This is a genomic window from Winogradskyella schleiferi, assembly GCF_013394655.1.
Taxonomy (GTDB): domain Bacteria; phylum Bacteroidota; class Bacteroidia; order Flavobacteriales; family Flavobacteriaceae; genus Winogradskyella; species Winogradskyella schleiferi.
Window position 1 is genome coordinate 3,699,315 of record NZ_CP053351.1, and the last position, 19,735, is coordinate 3,719,049.

At 35.1% G+C, this 19,735-nt stretch carries 16 protein-coding genes; 6 read left to right on the plus strand and 10 right to left on the minus strand.

The window, feature by feature from the left end; all coding sequences use genetic code 11:
* Positions 1-20 precede the first annotated feature (20 nt).
* The 5 genes from HM990_RS16100 to mraZ form a co-directional block, all read right to left on the minus strand.
* On the minus strand, positions 21-1,484 hold the full coding sequence (locus tag HM990_RS16100; protein WP_178990350.1) for a UDP-N-acetylmuramoyl-L-alanyl-D-glutamate--2,6-diaminopimelate ligase: 1,464 nt from the start codon (positions 1,482-1,484) through the stop codon (positions 21-23).
* Complete coding sequence (locus HM990_RS16105; protein ID WP_178990352.1) at positions 1,481-3,493, minus strand: penicillin-binding protein; 2,013 nt, start codon at positions 3,491-3,493, stop codon at positions 1,481-1,483. The genes HM990_RS16100 and HM990_RS16105 overlap by 4 nt, the downstream gene beginning before the upstream one ends.
* A 3-nt stretch (positions 3,494-3,496) precedes the next feature.
* Entirely contained in the window at positions 3,497-3,823 is a 327-nt protein-coding gene (locus HM990_RS16110) for an FtsL-like putative cell division protein (protein ID WP_178990354.1), read from the minus strand.
* Between the two features lie 130 nt (positions 3,824-3,953).
* Complete coding sequence (gene rsmH / locus HM990_RS16115; protein ID WP_178990357.1) at positions 3,954-4,850, minus strand: 16S rRNA (cytosine(1402)-N(4))-methyltransferase RsmH; 897 nt, start codon at positions 4,848-4,850, stop codon at positions 3,954-3,956.
* Complete coding sequence (gene mraZ, locus HM990_RS16120) at positions 4,837-5,307, minus strand: division/cell wall cluster transcriptional repressor MraZ (RefSeq protein WP_178990360.1); 471 nt, start codon at positions 5,305-5,307, stop codon at positions 4,837-4,839. Before mraZ ends, rsmH begins: the two co-directional genes overlap by 14 nt.
* Positions 5,308-5,592: 285 nt before the next feature.
* Between mraZ and HM990_RS16125 the strand changes: the two genes are divergently transcribed.
* Both HM990_RS16125 and yihA read left to right on the plus strand, forming a co-directional pair.
* Positions 5,593-6,357, plus strand: a complete 765-nt coding sequence (locus HM990_RS16125) for an alpha/beta fold hydrolase (protein ID WP_178990362.1) — start codon at positions 5,593-5,595, stop codon at positions 6,355-6,357.
* A 152-nt stretch (positions 6,358-6,509) separates the two neighbouring features.
* Positions 6,510-7,133 (plus strand): ribosome biogenesis GTP-binding protein YihA/YsxC, encoded by a 624-nt coding sequence (gene yihA, locus HM990_RS16130; protein WP_178990364.1) that lies wholly within the window; start codon positions 6,510-6,512, stop codon positions 7,131-7,133.
* Positions 7,134-7,156: 23 nt separating this feature from the next.
* On the opposite strand, the gene HM990_RS16135 is transcribed toward yihA, so the two are convergent.
* Positions 7,157-8,239: an ABC transporter permease gene (locus HM990_RS16135; RefSeq protein ID WP_229719288.1), complete on the minus strand. Its 1,083-nt coding sequence runs from the start codon at positions 8,237-8,239 to the stop codon at positions 7,157-7,159.
* 7 nt (positions 8,240-8,246) lie between these two features.
* The gene (locus HM990_RS16140) at positions 8,247-10,397 is read right to left on the minus strand and encodes a carboxy terminal-processing peptidase (RefSeq protein ID WP_178990366.1); all 2,151 of its coding nucleotides are present in this window, start codon (positions 10,395-10,397) and stop codon (positions 8,247-8,249) included.
* Positions 10,398-10,702: 305 nt separating this feature from the next.
* Between HM990_RS16140 and surE the strand changes: the two genes are divergently transcribed.
* The 4 genes from surE (at position 10,703) to HM990_RS16160 (ending at position 15,625) form a co-directional block, all read left to right on the plus strand.
* On the plus strand, positions 10,703-11,476 hold the full coding sequence (surE, locus tag HM990_RS16145; RefSeq protein ID WP_178990368.1) for a 5'/3'-nucleotidase SurE: 774 nt from the start codon (positions 10,703-10,705) through the stop codon (positions 11,474-11,476).
* Between the two features lie 137 nt (positions 11,477-11,613).
* The gene (lpxB, locus tag HM990_RS16150) at positions 11,614-12,735 is read left to right on the plus strand and encodes a lipid-A-disaccharide synthase (protein WP_178990370.1); all 1,122 of its coding nucleotides are present in this window, start codon (positions 11,614-11,616) and stop codon (positions 12,733-12,735) included.
* A 48-nt stretch (positions 12,736-12,783) separates the two neighbouring features.
* Positions 12,784-13,293, plus strand: a complete 510-nt coding sequence (locus HM990_RS16155; protein ID WP_178990372.1) for a C40 family peptidase — start codon at positions 12,784-12,786, stop codon at positions 13,291-13,293.
* A 301-nt stretch (positions 13,294-13,594) separates the two neighbouring features.
* The gene (locus HM990_RS16160) at positions 13,595-15,625 is read left to right on the plus strand and encodes a ComEC/Rec2 family competence protein (RefSeq protein WP_229719289.1); all 2,031 of its coding nucleotides are present in this window, start codon (positions 13,595-13,597) and stop codon (positions 15,623-15,625) included.
* A gap of 7 nt (positions 15,626-15,632) precedes the next feature.
* Here the strand turns inward: HM990_RS16160 and HM990_RS16165 are convergent, their stop codons facing one another.
* The 3 genes from HM990_RS16165 to HM990_RS16175 all read right to left on the minus strand — a co-directional run bounded on the left by HM990_RS16165 (position 15,633) and on the right by HM990_RS16175 (position 19,683).
* Positions 15,633-16,181: a thioredoxin family protein gene (locus HM990_RS16165; RefSeq protein WP_394351757.1), complete on the minus strand. Its 549-nt coding sequence runs from the start codon at positions 16,179-16,181 to the stop codon at positions 15,633-15,635.
* 85 nt (positions 16,182-16,266) lie between these two features.
* Entirely contained in the window at positions 16,267-18,042 is a 1,776-nt protein-coding gene (locus HM990_RS16170; protein WP_178990376.1) for a peptide MFS transporter, read from the minus strand.
* Positions 18,043-18,114: 72 nt separating this feature from the next.
* A complete protein-coding gene (locus HM990_RS16175) occupies positions 18,115-19,683 on the minus strand; it encodes a peptide MFS transporter (RefSeq protein ID WP_178990378.1) in 1,569 nt (522 codons plus the stop codon).
* Positions 19,684-19,735 lie beyond the last annotated feature (52 nt).

A 19,735-nucleotide genomic window follows, 5' to 3' on the forward strand; every position in this document is an offset into this window, starting at 1 on the left:
CTTGTTTTGTATTTCAAGCTCTACTTCTGCAATTGTTTTAAATATTCTTGAACGATTTTATAATCATCAAAATCAAAGCGTTCGCCTTTAATTTCTTGGTAATTTTCGTGTCCTTTTCCTGCAATTAGAATAATATCCTTCGGCCCAGCCATTTGACAAGCGGTTTTAATAGCTTGCTTTCTATCGGTTATGGACAATGTTTTTTTGAAATTTTGAGGCTCCACTCCTTTTTCCATGTCTTCGATAATGGTTTCAGGCACTTCGTTTCTTGGATTGTCGCTTGTTAAAATCACCTTTGTACTTAATGCTGAAGCGATATGTGCCATTTTTGGTCGTTTCGTTTTGTCTCTGTTTCCGCCACAACCCACAACCGTAATAAGTTCTTCGTTTTTCGTTCGGATATCGTTTATGGTTTCCAAGACATTTTTTAAGGCGTCTGGTGTATGTGCATAATCAACAATCGCTGTGATTTTTTCTTCCGAAATAAAATACTGAAAGCGTCCCGCTACATTTTCAAGCTCACTAATGAGTCTTAAAATTTCAACATTGTCCAAACCTAATATCTCGGCTGTTCCGTAAATAGCAAGAATATTGTAAGCATTAAAACTCCCTATTAATCGTGTCCACAATTCATTGTCATTCAACTTTAATAACAAACCGCTGAATTCATTTTCTAAAATCTGAGCTCTATAATCGGCATAGTTTTTTAGAGCGTAAGTATATTTCTTGGCTTGAGTATTTTGAAACATAACCAAACCATTTTTATCATCAATGTTAGATAATGCAAACGCGTCTTTTGGCAACTGGTCAAAGAACTTTTTCTTAACATCCCTGTATTCTGCGAATGTGGCGTGATAATCTAAATGGTCATGAGATAGATTGGTGAAAATACCGCCTTCAAACCTTAAACCTTCTGTTCTACTTTGATGAATGCCGTGTGAACTCACTTCCATAAAGCAAAACTCGACACCTTCATCATTCATCATTTGTAAATATTTATTGATGGTTAACGAATCTGGTGTGGTATGTGTGGCTTTGTAAGTGGTATTATCTACCATTATTTTTACGGTAGATAAGAGTCCGACTTTATAACCTGCTTTTTTGAATAACTGATATAACAAACTGGAAACCGTTGTCTTACCGTTTGTTCCCGTAACGCCAACTAGTTTTAAATTTTCAGACGGCTGACCATAGAAATTATTGGCCATAAAAGCCAATGCCTGATTAGAATTCGCCACTTCTATATACGTGATATTATCCTGAAGATTTTCAGGAAGTATTTCGCAGATAATCGCAGTTGCGCCATCATTTATGGCTTTTTCTATAAATTTATGACCATCTGTAAGCGTTCCGGAAATAGCAACAAAAACATCATTGGTTTTGATTTGGCGCGAATCGAATTCAACTTTACCCACAGTAATGCTAGTGCTACCAACGACTGCATTTATTGTAACCTTATATAATATGTCTTTCAATACCATCATGATGCTTCTAAAATGATGGTTTGATTAGTTTGTAATTTTTGATGTTTTTCTACAGATTGTTTTTTTATGATACCACTTCCTGTTAATTTGACCTTAACATCAACTTGTAAGTTTTCTAACAACGCAATCGCATCCATTGCTGGCATGCCAACTACACTTGGCATTAATTCCTTGTATTTTCGGGCATTTTCGAAATAGCTTTCGAAATCTTCTTCAACTAACTTATTTTGAAAATCGAGTGTTTTAATCGCATCGATAATTGGTGTATCAGTATATATTTTTTGTGCAATTCTTTTGAAAACTGGACCAGAAACATCAGCTCCGTAGTAGCCAACTTTTGTACTAGGTTCATGGATAACGACGATGCAAGAATATTTCGGATTATCAGCAGGAAAATAACCAGCGAAGGACGACACATACTTTTTATCTTTATACCATTTTTCAAGGTCAGCATAATCCGTTCTTGCTGTGCCTGTTTTACCAGACATAGAAAAGGTTTCAGAATACATGCGCTCTCCAGTACCACGAATAACGACGTTCTTTAATATATCTTGAATTTCGGCTAAGGTTTTGTTAGAGCATAATTTTTCAACAAGCACTTCTTTTTCAAACACTTCAATATTCTTGTCGAATGACTTTACGGATTTAAGAAAACGTGGTTTTATCAATTCGCCATCATTTGCAATGGCATTGTAAAACGCCAAGGTCTGTAATGGTGTCATTTCCAGATTGTAGCCATAAGCCATGGACGGCAAAGCATTTCTACTCCAATTGGAAGCACCAGGCTTCGGAATATCTGGTTTTCCTTCGCCAATAATAGCAACACCCAAAGGTTTATCGAGTCGCCATGAACTCAAACGGTTTAAGAATTTTTCAGGCTGTTTAGCATAATGATCGTCAATAATAGTTGCCATACCAATATTTGAAGACACCTCTAAAGCTCTTGCCGCTGAGATTTCGCCATAACCATTACCAGAATCAGTAATGTACCGACCATAAAATTTCTTTCGTCCCTTTTTGGTATCAACAACAGTTGCTGTATCAATGACCTTATCTTCCAAAGCTGCCATCATAGCCATTACCTTAAATGTTGAGCCTGGCTCATGACTTTCGCCAACAGCGTAATTCAACCGTTCATAATAGTTGCCTTTTTTGTTTCTTCCTAAGTTAGAAATGGCTTTTATCTCTCCTGTTTTCACATCCATAACCACCACGCAGCCATGATCAGCTTCGTAAAGTTCTAATTGTCTTAATAATGAATGATGTGCTATATCTTGAATATTCACTTCAATGGTCGTGTAAACATCGTAACCATCTTTCGGTTCTACCTGGTCGTAATCTGCTATGGGTTTCCATTGACCATTGCCAATTTTCTGTTTACGACGCTTGCCATTTTTGCCTTGTAAATATTTAACGCCAAATGCACCATCAATGCCTGGCCTTGTATAATTTCCATCTTCATCTTGCCGCTCATATCCAATTGTTCGTTCTGCAATGCCTCCCATTGGATGCTCACGCCGTGTGGTTTGTTCTACTATTAGACCGCCTTTAATAGCGCCAAGATTGAGCAAAGGGAAATTGCGCATTCGGATATAGTCGGAATAGCTAATATTTCGTGCTAATAGAAAATATCTGTTTTTGTTTTTTCTGGCTTTTCGAATCACATTTTTGTAATAAGAAACCGGCTTTCCTTTATAGACATGAAGTGAATCCGCTAGCGCATTAATATATTTTTCGAAAGTGGCTTCCTTCGCTTGGATGGCGTCTATTCTAATATCATATTTAGGAATCGAAGTCGCCAACAAACTACCATCAGCCGAGTACACATTACCGCGATTTGCAGGAATAGGAAAATCCCGTGTAGTACTTTTTTCCGCAAGAGCTCGGTATGCATCGCCTTGAACAAACTGAATATCAACCAGCTTAAACACCACAGCGATGGCAAACACAAACAAGCTGCCTGCCACGAAGTATAATCTTTTTAATATGTTCTTCTCTGTTATTGCCAAAGCCTACTGATCTTGTTGCTGTGTTTTTACTATTATTTTTGTTGGTGGGTTTAAGGAAATCCCAATTCCTTTTTCTTTCATTTCTGCTTCGACAAAAGACTCTTTTTTCAGTTGCATCAGCTGCCCTCTTTTATCCACAAATGCAGAACGCAATTCCTTTACTTCATTCGTCAGTTTTGCGATTTCATAGACTTTTTGATCTGCTTTGTGCGAACTCGCTATCATGATGATCGCCAAAACCGAAATCAAAATGATGATGCGCCAATTTTTGAACGAATCATCGCTGATTAGAAACTTGCCTCTTAATATGTGGTATATATTATTTTTCATCTTACTTCCTGTGAAAGCAGGAATCTATTTTTTTGTTCGACGTGGCTTCGACTCACATCGACTTCGCTCAGCGACCAACGCTAGCCACCATTTACTTCACCTAAAGACTAAATTCAGTCTCCATTTTCAATTATATTTTTTCAGCAACCCTTAGTTTTGCACTTCGAGCTCTGTTATTAGCTTTTATTTCTTCTTTTGAAGGCACTATTAATCCTCCGACTTTTTTTAAAGGCACTTCAAAGTTTCCGAATACATCCCGTACTGGCTCACCTTCAAATAAACCATTTCGAATGAAGCGTTTTACCAATCTATCTTCTAATGAATGGTATGAGATGAAACTTAAGCGACCGTCTTCTTTAAGGATTTCAGGCATTTGAAGTAGTAATTCTTTTAAAACTTCAATTTCTTGATTGACCTCAATCCGGATGGCTTGATATATTTGTGCCAACACCTTATTCTCTTTTTGATGATTCAAGAATTTCTTTAAAACTGCTTTCAATTGTTCGCTCGTTTTTATTTCGCCATCCTTTCGTGCATCAACAATTACTCTTGCCATTGCTGGTGCTTGTCTTAATTCACCATATTGAAATAGAACCGCTCTAAGCTGCTCTTCGTCATACTTATTAACCACTTCAAAAGCCGATAGCTTACTATCTTGGTCCATTCGCATATCTAAATCGGCTTCAAAACGCGTGGAAAAACCACGTTCCGCAACGTCGAACTGATGCGATGATACTCCGAAATCCGCCAAAACACCATCCACTTCTTTCACGCCATAAAACCTTAAGAATCGTTTTACAAACCTGAAATTCTCATTGATGAGTACAAATCGCTCATCATCAATAGAATTTGCCAATGCGTCTTTGTCTTGGTCAAAAGCGTATAATTTCCCGTTTGGTCCTAATCGCGATAAAATTTCACGACTGTGTCCGCCGCCTCCAAAAGTGACATCGACATAAACACCATTTGGTTTAATTGCTAAACCATCAACCGTTTCCTTCAGTAAAACTGCATTATGATAATCCATTGTCTTCCTCCTCTTGTCCCATTACCTCTTCGGCCAAATCCGCAAAATCTGAAGCCGCATCATCAATAGCTCGTTCGTATTTATCCTTATCCCAGATTTCAAGAATATTCACTGCAGAAGCCAAAACCACTTGTTTGCTTATACCTGAAAAGCTGATTAAATCCTTCGGAATCAATAATCGTCCAGTACTGTCTACTTCAACCATTTTAACTCCAGCCGTAAAGCGTCTGATAAAATCATTGTTCTTTTTCTTAAAACGATTGAGTTTGTTAATCTTCTCCATCATTTTGTTCCATTCAGACATAGGATACAACTCTAAACACGGTTGAAAAACAGCACGCTTCAAAACAAAACCATCTTGTAAAGCCGATGACAACTGCTTTTTAAGCACGGCAGGTATCATTAGCCTTCCTTTGGCATCCGCTTTACATTCGTATGTTCCTATAAATGAATTCAATCTGTTTTAATTACCACTTCAACGATTAAGATTCAAATATATTGAAAAAAACACCACATTTTACCACATTTTACCACATTTGTTGATAAGTTTTTGATTAAAATGTGTAAGAAGTATTTCTACATCAATGAATTCAACATTTAATCGAAGGGTCTGTAAGTGGGAATAGTTAACATCACAAACTTCAAAATGCTTTGTATAAATAAATCGATATTTTTTCCATATTATTTATATTCTAAAGGATTTGGTTATATTTGTTTTTAACACACTAGCACTAACTTGCACATGGCACACCTTTTAAAAAAAGAAAAGGAATTTAGATATATTGAAGAAGGCGAAGGCACACCAATAATTGTGTTGCATGGCTTGATGGGCGGATTGAGTAATTTTGATGCCGTAACTAAACATTTTGGCGCAAAAGGCTACAAAGTTATTATTCCTGAATTGCCTATTTACACGATGTCCTTATTGAAAACTAATGTCAAAAGTTTCGCTAAATACCTAAAAGATTTCATTGAGTTTAAAGGACTAGACGAGGTGATTATCTTAGGCAACTCCCTTGGTGGACACATTGGCTTGTATTACACAAAACTTAATCCTAAAAAAGTTAAAGCACTTATTATTACGGGTAGCTCTGGACTTTATGAAAGCGCGATGGGTGGCGGTTATACCAAACGTGGCGATTATGAGGTTATAAAAAAGAAAGCTCAGGATGTCTTTTACGACCCTAAAGTGGCGACCAAAGAAATTGTAGATGAAGTTTACGAAACCGTTAACGACCGTAATAAACTTGTAAAAACTTTAGCGATTGCCAAAAGTGCCATAAGACACAATATGGCTAAGGATTTACCTAAAATGAACACACCGATTTGTATTATTTGGGGAAAAAATGACACCGTGACGCCTCCTGAAGTTGCAGAAGAATTTCATGATTTATTACCAGATTCTGAATTGCATTGGATTGACAAATGCGGTCATGCCGCAATGATGGAACATCCTGATGAATTTAATGAGATTTTGAGTGAGTGGCTTGATAAGCGTGGGTTTTAAGAAAAAAACTCGCAAAGCCGCAGAGTCACAAAGTAAAACTGGTTAAAACGCGCTTCTAGCATTTTAACTTGATGTCGTTTTATTTGTCGCATTGGCTTCATGTAAAACTAAGTTGAACTTAAACGAGATTCCCTCATTCGTGGGAACTAAAAATGGGAAAAATAAAATCAGCCGAATTTGTAGTTAGTAATTCTGAAGTGGCAAAATGTCCTAAGGATAATTTACCTGAATATGCTTTTATTGGACGAAGTAATGTTGGGAAATCATCATTGATCAACATGCTTACCGACAGAAAAAGTTTAGCTAAAACCTCTGGACGGCCTGGGAAAACGCAGTTAATCAATCATTTTATCATAAATGACAATTGGTACTTGGTAGATTTGCCTGGATATGGCTATGCGCGTGTTTCAAAATCTTCTAAAAAGAAATTCCAGAAATTTATTACCAATTATTTTGAACAACGCCAGCAATTACTTTCGGCTTTTGTGCTTGTAGATATTAGACACAAACCGCAACCTATAGATTTAGAGTTTATGCAGTATTTGGGCGAAAGTGGCATTCCGTTTGCGATTATTTTTACCAAAGCCGACAAATTGAAACCTAAGGCCATTGAACGCCATGTGGAAGCCTACTGTGAAGTGTTACTAAAAACTTGGGAAGAGTTACCTCCTTATTTCGTGACCTCATCTTCTAAAGGCATTGGGCAAGAAGAAGTTTTAGGCTTCATACAAGCTACAAATGATGAGATTGAGAAGTTGAAATCGAAAACTAATTAAAAATTGAAATGACAGTCAATTAATTAAGACTTCACATCCAATGCATCACGCAACGCATTCCCAACTAACATAAAAGCCATAACCAGTAACATAATACAAATTCCTGGAATTAGGGCTAGATACGGTTTCCCAAGAATAATATAATTGTAGTGGTCTTTTATCATCGCGCCCCAACTTGCCATTGGTGGTTGTGCGCCAATCCCTAAAAAACTGAGTCCGCTTTCTATTAAAATGGCAGCCGCAAAATTCGCGGCAGATATGACTATTAAAGGGCCAAAAATATTAGGTAAAATATGTTTTGTGATAATCCGATAATCGTTAAATCCCAATGCTCTAGCTGCAGTTACATATTGCATTTCCTTGGCACTAATAATTTGTCCGCGCACCACTCTTGCCACTTCTACCCACATGGTTAAACCTACAGCAATAAACACTTGCCAAAAGCCTTTTCCTAAAGCCAAGGTTATGGCAATAACCAATAATAATGTAGGAATGGACCATGTGATATTGATAACCCACATGATAAATGCATCTATCTTGCCTCCATAATAACCCGCTAAACTTCCCATTAAAAGACCAACAATCAATGAAATAAAAACAGCCACAAAACCAATAAAAAACGAGATGCGCGAGCCGATTAAAATTCGGCTTAAATAATCCCTTCCGTATTTATCTGTTCCGAAAACGAAGCTTCTATTATCTATGTAATCTTTATAATTTGAATTCGGGAATCTTGATAATTCGATTTGTTTTTCAAGACCTTCTAATCCATCAGAAGCATATTCCACGTAATGTAAAACCTCATTTTTAACCTCAAAAGATTGAATTGGAATTTCAGTATCTGTATTATCTTTTCCGAAGAATAATTTTGAAAAGACGTTTTGCTTCGATTCAATTCCTGAAGGGATGGTCAACATTTGAACTTCAAAACCTGGTGATTTAGAATGAATGGCCAAGTGCATCTGGTTCGCATTTTTTGAAGCATCTGGTGCAAATAGATAGGCAAAAATGGAAATCAATCCAATACTGCCAATAATGCACAAACTAAAAACGCCCCAAAAGTTCTTTTTAAACTTTTGAAGCGCTAAATTTGATAATGAACTCATCTTTACTTTAATTCTTCACAGAATCAGAATTAGCAACCTTGTTTTTTATAGCATAGGTCATCTTTAAATCGTGAAGCACATTTATAGCTTCTTCAACATAAACATCTTTGGCTAAAGCCTTGTGCCAACGGTTACGTTTTTCCATTAAAACGGAATCTTCATCCATTAATTTTAGCTCGTAAGGCAAAGAACTGAATGTTAAATCTGTCTGATATTCTGAAAGCTTTGAAAAACGTTTTGCTTCTTCCTCATTGATCTCCATTTCCTTCTTATAATCATCATAGTTTAACGAATAGGTTTCACGATCTCTGATTTTCTTGACCCATTGCGCATTGGCATCAATAAGCTTTAATTGCTCATTAGCCGCCATACGCGCTTTACTCTTACTAATCGTAGTATCATAATCAAAATAATCTCCCCAAACCTCATAATCGGCTGCATCTATTTTATCCCATGGCAATGGATTTTCTTGATCTTTTTCTCCAATATTAATATAACTATAACGGTCTGGTACAACGACATCACTCTTTACGCCTTCTAATTGCGTTGAGCCGCCATTTATTCTATAAAATTTCTGAGTAGTAAATTTTAAGGCACCCATATCACCTTGGGTATTATTTCTTACCATTCGGTTTAAATCCATAACAGTTTGAACTGTTCCTTTACCGTAAGTTTGTTTACTACCAATGACGATACCACGTTTATAGTCTTGCATTGCAGCAGCTAAAATCTCCGAAGCAGAAGCAGACAGTTCATTCACGAGAATAACTAAAGGGCCATCCCAAACAATGGATTTGTCTCTATCACTAAGGACTTCTTTTGCTTCACCAGTAGTTTTTACTTGTACCACTGGTCCTTCCTCTATAAACAGACCAGCAATATCTACAACGGTCTGTAGCGAGCCGCCACCGTTATTTCTTAAATCCATTACTAAACCTTCAACACCTTCTTTCTTTAATCTTAAAATTTCTTGTTTGATATCTGAAGCGGCATTACGTTCGTTATAGTCTTCAAAGCTGATGTAAAACTTAGGCAGATTAATAATTCCGAAGGTTTTCCCCTCCTTTTCCACAATAGACGATTTTGCATAAGTTTCTTCTAACTCTACAACATCGCGTTTAATAGATATGTCCTGAATAGTACCATCTACTTTCTTTAAAGTTAATGTCACTACAGTTCCTTTTGGTCCTTTAATAAATTTAATGGCATCATCCAATCGCATACCGACTACATTAATAGGCTCATCTTCATCTTCTTGTTTCACCTTTAATATTTGGTCACCCACTTCTAATTCATCGGCTCTCCATGCAGGCCCACCACTAATAATTTCATTGACGACTATACCATCTACTTTCTTCTGCAAACGTGCGCCAATCCCTTCAAATTTACCAGAGATATCTCTATCAAAGCGTTCCTTATCATCAGGGGCAAAATAAAACGTATGCGGATCAAATTCTTCAACAATAGCATTTATATAAACTGAAAACCAATCTTCTCGTCTTCTATCATCAATATAATCGTAAAGCTCATCCAATGACTTTTTGGTTGCTAATCTTGCTTCAGATTCTATCTTTTTCTTAGATTTTTTTTCAACAGTTTTGGACTTTTCAGCGTCTTCTTTTTCTGAAAATTTCTGGGCAATGGCATCATCATAATTCGCAATGGTTGAAAACTTTAGCTGCTGTCTCCAACGCTCTTTCATTTCTTGCTTATTATTTACATAGGCTAATTTTTCATAGTCCGAATTATAGTCCTCTTCTTTCGAAAAATCAAAAGGTTTTTCTAAAATATCAGAATAAATAGTCTTCGATTCTGCAATTCGTTGCAATAAACGCTCGTGTGTTAGATTAAAGAATGACACATCGTAGGCCTTGATTTGATCATCAATATTATTCTTGTATGCTTCGAACTCCTTAATGTCCGATGCATAAAAATAGCGTTTAAATGGATCGATATTATCTAAATAAGTATCAAACACATGTGATGAAAAACCATCATTAATATCTTTTGGGTCAAAATGACCTTGATCTAACAGATACGTTATAAGCTGTATAAGCAACTTATCTTTATCTGGATCTTCAAATTTTTTGCTTGTAAAGCTACATGAGGCAAATGCAATCAACAATGCCAGCAGTAAAAACTTATAATTCCCTTTCATTTTTCTTTTTTTATTTTATTAATTCGGTAAAAATGTGTTCGCCTTTGATAAACAGTGTTCCAATTGAAAACAGTAACAAGGCTCGGTGCATTTTACATACAATGTTCCATTGAAAACAATAAAAAGGCTTGGCGCATTTTTCTTTTTATCAAATTGTTATTTAGTAGGCTTTCAATATTTCACTAAAATAGAAGAAAAAACCGTGCCATAAAAAAACAAGGCACTAATTTTTTGTTAAACCTATTAATACCTTTATTACACAAGCATTTTTAGTATTTTTACATCACCTTAAACTTTTGTCCGAAATGTCCACACGACCCTTAATTTTAGTTACCAATGATGATGGCATCACAGCACCAGGTCTCAGAACCTTAATTTCCGTAATGAATACCATCGGAGATGTAGTGGTGGTGGCACCAGATAGTCCGCAAAGTGCCATGGGACACGCCATAACCATTAATTCCACCTTACATATGGAGAAAGTGACCATTGACGGTAAACAACCTGAATATAGTTGTTCTGGAACTCCAGCAGACTGTGTAAAACTTGCTGTTAATGAAATTTTAGAAAGACGGCCAGATATTTGTGTTTCAGGTATTAATCATGGTTCTAATTCTTCAATAAATGTTATTTATTCTGGTACCATGAGTGCAGCACTTGAAGCTGGGATTGAAGGGATTCCTGCCATTGGTTTTTCACTTTTAGACTATAATTGGAATGCTAATTTTGAGCACTGTAAATCTTTTGTAGCAACTATTACCAAGCAAGTTTTAGAACATGGCTTGCCAGATGGTGTGGTATTGAATGTCAATCTTCCTAATCTTAAGAAAAAAGATATAAAAGGAATTAAAGTTTGTAGACAAGCAAGAGCAAATTGGAAAGAAGAATTTGACAAACGCACCAATCCAATGGGTCGTGATTATTTCTGGTTAACAGGCAAATTTGTTAATATGGATGAAGGCGAGGATACAGACGAATGGGCTTTGGAGCATGGTTATGTTTCCGTAGTTCCTGTACATTTTGATTTAACAGCCCACCATACCATTCAAGCATTGAATACTTGGAAATTGAATGATTAAAAAATGATTCTGAGACCGCTACGTTATAAGTATCAAGACTAATTTTTACGAATTGAAAAACATTTTAATTAACTTGAATCTTGAATCTAAAAAAATGACGATTTGAAGCCAAAAACCCTAAAAACGTATTGTAAAGAATGAAGTATTATATCATTGCAGGAGAAGCTTCTGGAGATCTTCATGGTTCCAATCTTATGAAAGCTTTGTTCAAACAAGATGAACAGGCAGACATTAGATTTTGGGGAGGTGACCTTATGCAAAGTGTAGGAGGAGAATTGGTAATGCACTATAAAGAACGTCAATTTATGGGTTTTGCTGAAGTTGCCATAAATATCAGAAAAATCTTTGCCCATATAAAACTCTGCAAAAAAGATATTAAATCATTTCAGCCCGATGTGATTATTTTTATTGATAATTCGGGTTTTAACCTTAGAATTGCTAAATGGGCAAAAGCGCATAATTTTAAAACTCATTATTATATTTCACCTCAAGTTTGGGCATCTAGAGCAAATAGAGTCAAAAAAATAAAGCGCGATATTGATGCTATGTATTGCATCCTACCATTTGAAAAAGACTTTTATAAAACTTATGATTATGATGTTAATTTTGTAGGACATCCACTCATTGATGCCATTGCAGATAGACCTCAAGTGGACGTTAGGGATTTTAGAAAAGACCATCAGCTTAGCGACCAACCCATCATAGCTTTATTACCTGGAAGTAGAAAGCAAGAAATCACTAAAATGCTTGGTGTGATGTTGAGTTTGGTCGATGATTTTAAAGATTACCAGTTTATTATTGCTGGAGCGCCAAGTCAAGATTTTGAATTTTACAAAGGTTTTATAAAGAAGAAAAACATTAAATTTATTTCGAATAAAACCTATGATTTGCTGAGTATATCCACAGCTGCTTTAGTTACCTCTGGTACTGCAACGCTTGAAACTGCCTTATTTAAAGTGCCACAAGTTGTTTGCTATAAGGCAAGTGCTATTTCGTACCAAATTGCTAAACGAATAGTTACCTTAAAATATATATCATTGGTAAATTTAATCATGGATCGAGAAGTGGTTACAGAATTGATTCAAGGTGACTTAAACAAAAAACGACTTAAAAAAGAATTAACGGCTATTTTAGATACTAAAAAAAGAGAACAATTGTTTTTAGATTATTATGAACTAGAGAAGAAACTCGGAGGTAGAGGCGCTAGTGACAATGCTGCTAAATTAATTGTGTCGAAAATTTCAAATAACAAAAACTAAATTGCAAAAGCCAAAATCAAACGAGAAACTGTAACTCTGAATTTTAAAATGAAACAATTATTACCAATACTATTTCTTCTCTTACTTGCCAGCAGCTGCAAATCCAAAAAATCATATTCCAGTAAAAAAAGACAAACCCATACTGTAAAAGTTAATACGACAGCAAAACCTACAGCCGAAGCAGAAACCATTGTAAAATACGCCAAAACTTTTGACGGTACGCGTTACAAATATGGTGGCACCACAAAAAAAGGTATGGATTGTTCGGGTTTAATATATACAACCTACAAAAGGCACAATGTTAACTTACCAAGAACCACATCTGGACTTCAAGGCACTGGCGATTGGGTAGATATCAAGGAAGTAAATGTTGGAGATTTGGTATTTTTTGCCACTAAGAAAAACAGCCGAAAGGTAAATCATGTTGGCATTGTTACCGATGTAAGAACTGGCAATGTTGAGTTTATTCATGCTTCTAGTAGCAGAGGTGTGATGATTTCCTCTTTGGCAGAAAAATATTGGTACTTCTCTTTTGTGCAGGCTAGACGTGTGTTGTGATTTTTATAAGTCTATCACAAAAAACATATCGCGTATTAAAAGGCACGCTAGATACCGTTGAGTATTTTTTCAGCTATCTATTTTACCTAAAGGCAATTAATACTTTGGAATCAAATGGTTCATTATCTAAACACAAACTTCCTCTTCAGATAAACTCAAAAATAAAAGAATTAAATTAGGATAGACATTCAATCCAATTTGAGTTGTTCTGTTTTGTATTCCAAGACATTAAATCGTATAAAATAGATATTCATTTCGATACGTAAATCGAACCAATATTTTTAGTAACTTACTCTATATTATGAAGTTACTAAATTTTACCATCATAAAATTGACCATTTGTTTGGTTATGGGAATCCTTTTGGCGCACTATCTAAAGTTAGATTTCCATACGATTTTATATGCAACCATCGGTTTAGTGCTATTAATTGGTGTGTATTGGTTAGCCTTAAAATCTAAAATCAACCGTTCTCCTTATTTTGGAATTCTAGCTTGCTTTTGTATGGTTGGAATTGGAATAATTTCATACCACCTTCAAGATGAAACTTTACGATCTAAACATTACATACATCTCAATTCTTCTGGAAATTATAATACCATTGTTTTCCAAATTAAAGAACGATTAAAACCCGACACTTATAATGAAAAATATATTGCTGCAGTAAAATCATTTAATGATGAGGAAGCACTTGGTCATTTATTGATTAATATTAAAAAAGATAGTGTTTCAAAACGTCTAAATGTTGATGATTTATTCTTAACCTCATCGGAACTGAAAGTGATTCAAAAACCATTAAACCCTTATCAATTTGATTATAGTAAGTATTTAGAATTGCAGCAGGTATATCATCAACTTTATCTCGATTCGGCTACTATTTTACAACTTTCAGATTCAAAATCTACTATTTACGGTTATGCTGATGCTTTGAGAACTACTATCAATTTAAAACTTATTGAAGCAGGATTTGAAAAAGAAGCACTAAGCATTATGAATGCCTTATTGCTTGGTCAACGACAAACCATTGACAAATCCATTTATAACAATTATGTGAATTCTGGCACTATCCATATTTTGGCCGTATCAGGATTGCATGTTGGAATTATTTTATGGATTCTTAATTTTATATTTAGTCCTCTACTCTATTTGAAACATGGGAATTTTATAAGACCTTTTATATTAGTTACTATACTTTGGAGTTTTGCTATTATAGCTGGTTTGTCGCCTTCAGTAACCAGAGCTGTATCCATGTTTAGTATTATTAGTATTGCGATGCATTTAAAACGACGTACAAATATTTATAACACATTGGTCATTTCAGCATTTGTGATTTTATTGGTTGAGCCGGCATTTTTGTTTGCCGTTGGATTCCAGATGAGCTACCTGGCTGTTTTAGGAATTGTCAGCGTACAACCTATTATTTATAAGCTTTGGCAGCCAAAATATTGGATACTTGATAAACCTTGGCAAATTTTCACGGTAACATTAGCTGCACAATTAGGTGTGGTGCCTATAAGTCTATTCTATTTTCATCAGTTCCCTGGCTTATTTTTTATTTCGAACTTAGTGGTGATTCCGTTTTTAGGCCTTATTCTTGGTTTTGGATTGCTTGTAATTGCCTTTGCACTCCTTGGATTTTTACCCAAACCAATTGTGGACATCTATAGTTTTATCATTGATAGTTTGAATAACTTTATCGCATGGGTTGCTCAATTTGAAAGCTTTCTTTTTAGAGACATTCCGTTTACGCTGCTTCAAGTTATAGTTTCCTATCTTATAGTGTTAGCTTTGATTCAAGTTTATAAATTCCGAAATTTTAAGTGGACAGCAATGAGCTTAATCGCAATAATTGGACTTCAAGGTGTTTACTTTTATAACAAACAGCAAACTCAATATGAGGCGCTTGTTATTTTTAATAAGAGTCGGTTTTCGATGATTGGTATAAAAACGAACAACAAATTAACCTTATTCCATAATTTGGATTCGGTTCAGTTCCAGTCAAATCAAGCCATTAAAAACTACAAAGTTGGTGAATCTATTGACCTTATTACAACAGACAGTTTACAATCGGTTTATATATATAAGAACAATATTATATTAGCCATTGATAGTTTAGCGGTTTATAAAGGCATTTCGTTTCGACCCAATTATATTTTATTGCGAAATTCGCCAAGACTTAATCTCAATAGAGTCATAGACAGTTTAAAACCTGATCAAATTATAGCCGATGCCAGTAATTACAAATCGTATTTAAAACGGTGGAAAGCCACATGTGAGTATAAAAAAATCCCTTTCCATCAAACAAATGAAAAGGGAGCTTTTATTATAAAATAATCTTTTTTTATTCCTTAAACTCAGGTTTAAACGCTTTGTAATATTCATTAAACTGTTCTTGGGTCGTCATTTCTTTATGCTCATCACTTTTGAATAATTTTAAATACAACTCCAGTTGCTGTGGTTTTAAATACCCTTGAATAGGCGAGATAAATCCACCTTCCTCATCAAAAAACACCATTGTTGGATAGGCTCTAACTTTTAAAAATCTTGAAAACTCGTGTGCGCTATTTCGTCTGTTGGCTTTTGTAGCATCGTAATTTGGGTTTCCAAAGGTCTGGTCTTTGTAAGTTACCTCATCGTTCCCCTCAGCATTAAACTTTACAGCGTAATAATGTTCATTGACGTACGCTACAACATCTTTATTATGAAATGTATTCTTATCTAACATTTTGCAAGGGCCGCACCAATTGGTATAAACATCCATAAAAATCTTTTTAGGTTCTTTTTTCTGAAGCTCTAAAGCTTCGTCCATGGTTACCCAATTAATTTCTTGTGCCACTGCTGTTATCGAAAAAGCAAAAACAGCTATTAATCCAAAGGTCAATTTTTTCATCATATCCGATTTGTTGCAAATAATAAGCCGAACTTACAAAAAATGCTCCTAAAGCGGAGCATTTTAGATATATTTAACGGTTTTCTTAGCGAACGCCGTGCATAAGTCTTTTTAATAATGGGTGCAATGCAAATGACACTAATCCAAGCACTATTGGAACAATTGTAAATATTAAGAAGAAATAAGACAATCCGTCTTCTCGTGTTATCTTTTCAATATCACCACCTACATAATGCGCCATTTTGTTTCCTATTGCTATAGCTAAATAATAAACCCCAAACATAAAAGCTACCATTCTCGCAGGAACTAACTTACTTAAATAAGATAATCCCATTGGTGACAAACAAAGCTCACCTAGTGTATGAAATAAATATGCTAATACTAACCACATCATACTCAATTTAGCAGTTTCTGCTCCTAAAGGAACAATTCTTGTGGCGAAGGCCAACAAACCAAATCCTATTGCCATTATAATAAGCCCTAACCCATACTTAACCGCAGCTGGAGGGTTATATTTACTATCCCACCATTTGGTAAATAAAGGTGCAAAAACTATTATAAATAAAGAGTTTAAAATCGCAAACCAAGTAATTTCTACCTCCTTAGCTTCAACACTAAAATTAATGTATAGTTTGTAAATAACTAATGCCCAAATAAGAACAAAACTAATAGCCAAAACAATATTAGACAAGCTAATTTTGCTAAAGGTTTTTTTGAATAGACTAAATAACACATAGGTAATAATTCCTATAGGTACAACAGTAACTATTAAATCTATTATCTTAAAAACAGAGGCTGCATTTCCTTCTAAAACTCTATCTGTAAAATCCCGTGTGAATATTGGTAATGAACCGGCAGCCTGTTCAAATGCAGCCCAAAAGAATATGGTGAAAATACAAAAAATAGTAAAAGCAATCATTCTGTCCCTTACAATTTTTTCATAGCGCGGAATTCTAACAACAAGGATTATGATAAATATTATTGCAGCAAGTAGCGCAAAAAATAAAGAGTCCGTCATTCCTGCTATTGCAAAATTAAACGTATCTATTTGACCTATTTTACTTAGTGGGTCGTTGATAATAAAAATTAATGCCGAAATAATAAATATGGCAATTAACACATAATCAAGTATTATAAAATGATTCAGCTTATTGCTTATTTTTTCTTTAGAAGTATCTAAGTCATCAACAAGCGTATCAATTAAGTCTTTCTTTTCATTATTCGGTTTTGCACCAACATCTCCAAAAAGTGGCTGTGCGTAGTAAAACTGTACCATTCCTAAAAACATAAATATACCTGCTAAACCAAAGCCATAACTCCATCCAACATTTTCACCAAGCCATCCACATAGCATAATCCCTAAAAATGCACCAGCATTCACTCCCATATAAAAAATATTGTAAGCACCATCTTTTTTCTCATCATGGCCCTCATACATTTTGGATATAATTGAAGTCATATTTGGCTTAAAAAAACCATTTCCTAAAATCAAAAATGCAATTCCTATATATAAAAAAGTTGGAGTTTCAACAGCCATTGAAGCATGCCCAAGAGTCATTAGTAACGCACCAATAACTACAGCCATACGGTAGCCAATTTTGTTATCTGCTAACCATCCGCCCATAATAGGTGTCAAATAAACCAACATGGCGTAAGTACCTAATAAAGACAATGCAGCAGGCTTATCCCAACCCCAACCAGGATTGTCTCCAGCGACTGCGCCAGTTAGAAAAATTACCAAAATCGCACGCATTCCATAATAGGAAAAACGTTCCCACATTTCAGTAAAAAACAAAACGAACAATCCTGCTGGATGTCCCATTACTTTTGTAGCGAAAAAATTTTCGGATGAACTATTCATGAATAAAAAGTTAATTTAGTTAAGAAGAAACCCTCACATGATACAATCATGTAAAGGCTTTATATTTAGGTTTTAGTTATTAATATCTGGATCTGCTAATTCAAAACCTTCGGCTTCATCATTGTGCATCATGCGCTCATTATCTTCTGCGCCATGAGTCAGACGTTTAAGTGGTTTCAATATTAAAATAAATAATGTCCCAACAATAACTGTAAATATTAGTATCCCTAGAAATATTGTATACTCCCCAAAATCACTAGCTGCCTCACCAACAATACCAGCTACTTTACTACCCAGACCAGTGGCGGCGAAATAAACACCCATCATTAGCGAAGCATATTTCACGGGCGTTAATTTTGTTATAAACGATAAGGCTACGGGTGACAAACATAATTCTCCAATAGTATGGAATAAATAAGCCAATACTAACCAAATCATACTTGACGCACCTGATTTTTCAAATTCCATAGCTGCAAACACCATAAACAGAAAACCAAAGCCCATTATGATAATACCAAGCGCCATTTTAAATAATGAGGAGGCTTCTTTTCCTTTTAACTTTCGTTTAGCCCAAAAAGAGGCGACAGCCGTGGCAAATAAAATTATGAACCCAGCATTTAAACTTTGAAACATAACCGTAGGTATTTCCCAACCGAATAACATTCTATCTGTATTTGTTTCTGTATATAAATTCATTAATCCACCAGCTTGCTCAAATGCACCCCAGAAAACAATGACCATAATAAACGATAATAACAGTACCATGAACCTGTCTTTAAATACTTTAGATTCCAACTCTTTATATATCATCATTAATAGAATGACTACTGCTGTAAGAAACAAAAACAATAAGCCATAACCCCATTCTAAGGTGTACCAACCCCAAATAGATGCAGCGAATAAAATAACTGCAAACATTAATTGTTTTGGTGATTTAAATAACTTTCCATAAAGCTTTCCATAAGAAATTTCATTTGGATCATCTTTTTTAGCTGGCACAAAGTTTCCAACTTGAGTTAAGTATTTTTGCCCAAATATATAGTTAATCAATCCTATGAGCATCACAACTCCTGCAAGACCAAACCCAGCATGCCAACCCCATTCGGCCACCACTAATCCCACAATCATAGTTGCTAATAAAGATCCTAAGTTTATTCCAATATAAAAAATACTGAAACCTTTATCTCTTCTAATGTCTCCTTCTTTGTAAAGGCCTCCGACCATTGTCGAAATATTTGGTTTCAACAAACCAACTCCTAAAATTACGAGACCCAATCCTGTGTAAAATGCCCAAATATCGGTCATAACTAAGACACCGTGTCCTAAACACAAAATGATAGCACCTAATAGAACCGCTTTCTTTTGTCCTATCAGTTTATCTGCAATCATTCCTCCAGGAATTGACATCACATATACTAGCATCGTGTACCACCCATAAAGTGCTAATGCTTCTTTACTTGTCCAACCTAAACCTGCACCTCTGTCATCTCCAATTGTAGCCGTTGTCATATACAATACTAATAAGGCTCTCATACCATAATACGAAAAACGTTCCCACATTTCTGTTAGGAACAAAATATAAAGCCCTATTGGCTGCCCAAATAGTTCTTTTTGATGCGGTTTTTTAATTGCTGTTGACATAATTTTAATAATTAGTTAGTGTTAGTTAGTTTAGCCTTTTATTTTTGATGAT

Bases quoted from the DNA above. Each gene is read 5' to 3' on its own strand.
- HM990_RS16100 (WP_178990350.1), bottom strand. From the start codon at position 1,484: ATGATGGTATTGAAAGACATATTATATAAGGTTACAATAAATGCAGTC.
- HM990_RS16125 (WP_178990362.1), top strand. From the start codon at position 5,593: ATGGCACACCTTTTAAAAAAAGAAAAGGAATTTAGATATATTGAAGAA.
- HM990_RS16165 (WP_394351757.1), bottom strand. From the start codon at position 16,181: ATGAAAAAATTGACCTTTGGATTAATAGCTGTTTTTGCTTTTTCGATA.
- HM990_RS16175 (WP_178990378.1), bottom strand. From the start codon at position 19,683: ATGTCAACAGCAATTAAAAAACCGCATCAAAAAGAACTATTTGGGCAG.
- HM990_RS16135 (WP_229719288.1), bottom strand. From the start codon at position 8,239: ATGAGTTCATTATCAAATTTAGCGCTTCAAAAGTTTAAAAAGAACTTT.
- HM990_RS16160 (WP_229719289.1), top strand. From the start codon at position 13,595: ATGAAGTTACTAAATTTTACCATCATAAAATTGACCATTTGTTTGGTT.
- surE (WP_178990368.1), top strand. From the start codon at position 10,703: ATGTCCACACGACCCTTAATTTTAGTTACCAATGATGATGGCATCACA.
- lpxB (WP_178990370.1), top strand. From the start codon at position 11,614: ATGAAGTATTATATCATTGCAGGAGAAGCTTCTGGAGATCTTCATGGT.
- HM990_RS16140 (WP_178990366.1), bottom strand. From the start codon at position 10,397: ATGAAAGGGAATTATAAGTTTTTACTGCTGGCATTGTTGATTGCATTT.
- HM990_RS16155 (WP_178990372.1), top strand. From the start codon at position 12,784: ATGAAACAATTATTACCAATACTATTTCTTCTCTTACTTGCCAGCAGC.
- yihA (WP_178990364.1), top strand. From the start codon at position 6,510: ATGGGAAAAATAAAATCAGCCGAATTTGTAGTTAGTAATTCTGAAGTG.
- HM990_RS16110 (WP_178990354.1), bottom strand. From the start codon at position 3,823: ATGAAAAATAATATATACCACATATTAAGAGGCAAGTTTCTAATCAGC.
- HM990_RS16170 (WP_178990376.1), bottom strand. From the start codon at position 18,042: ATGAATAGTTCATCCGAAAATTTTTTCGCTACAAAAGTAATGGGACAT.
- rsmH (WP_178990357.1), bottom strand. From the start codon at position 4,850: ATGGATTATCATAATGCAGTTTTACTGAAGGAAACGGTTGATGGTTTA.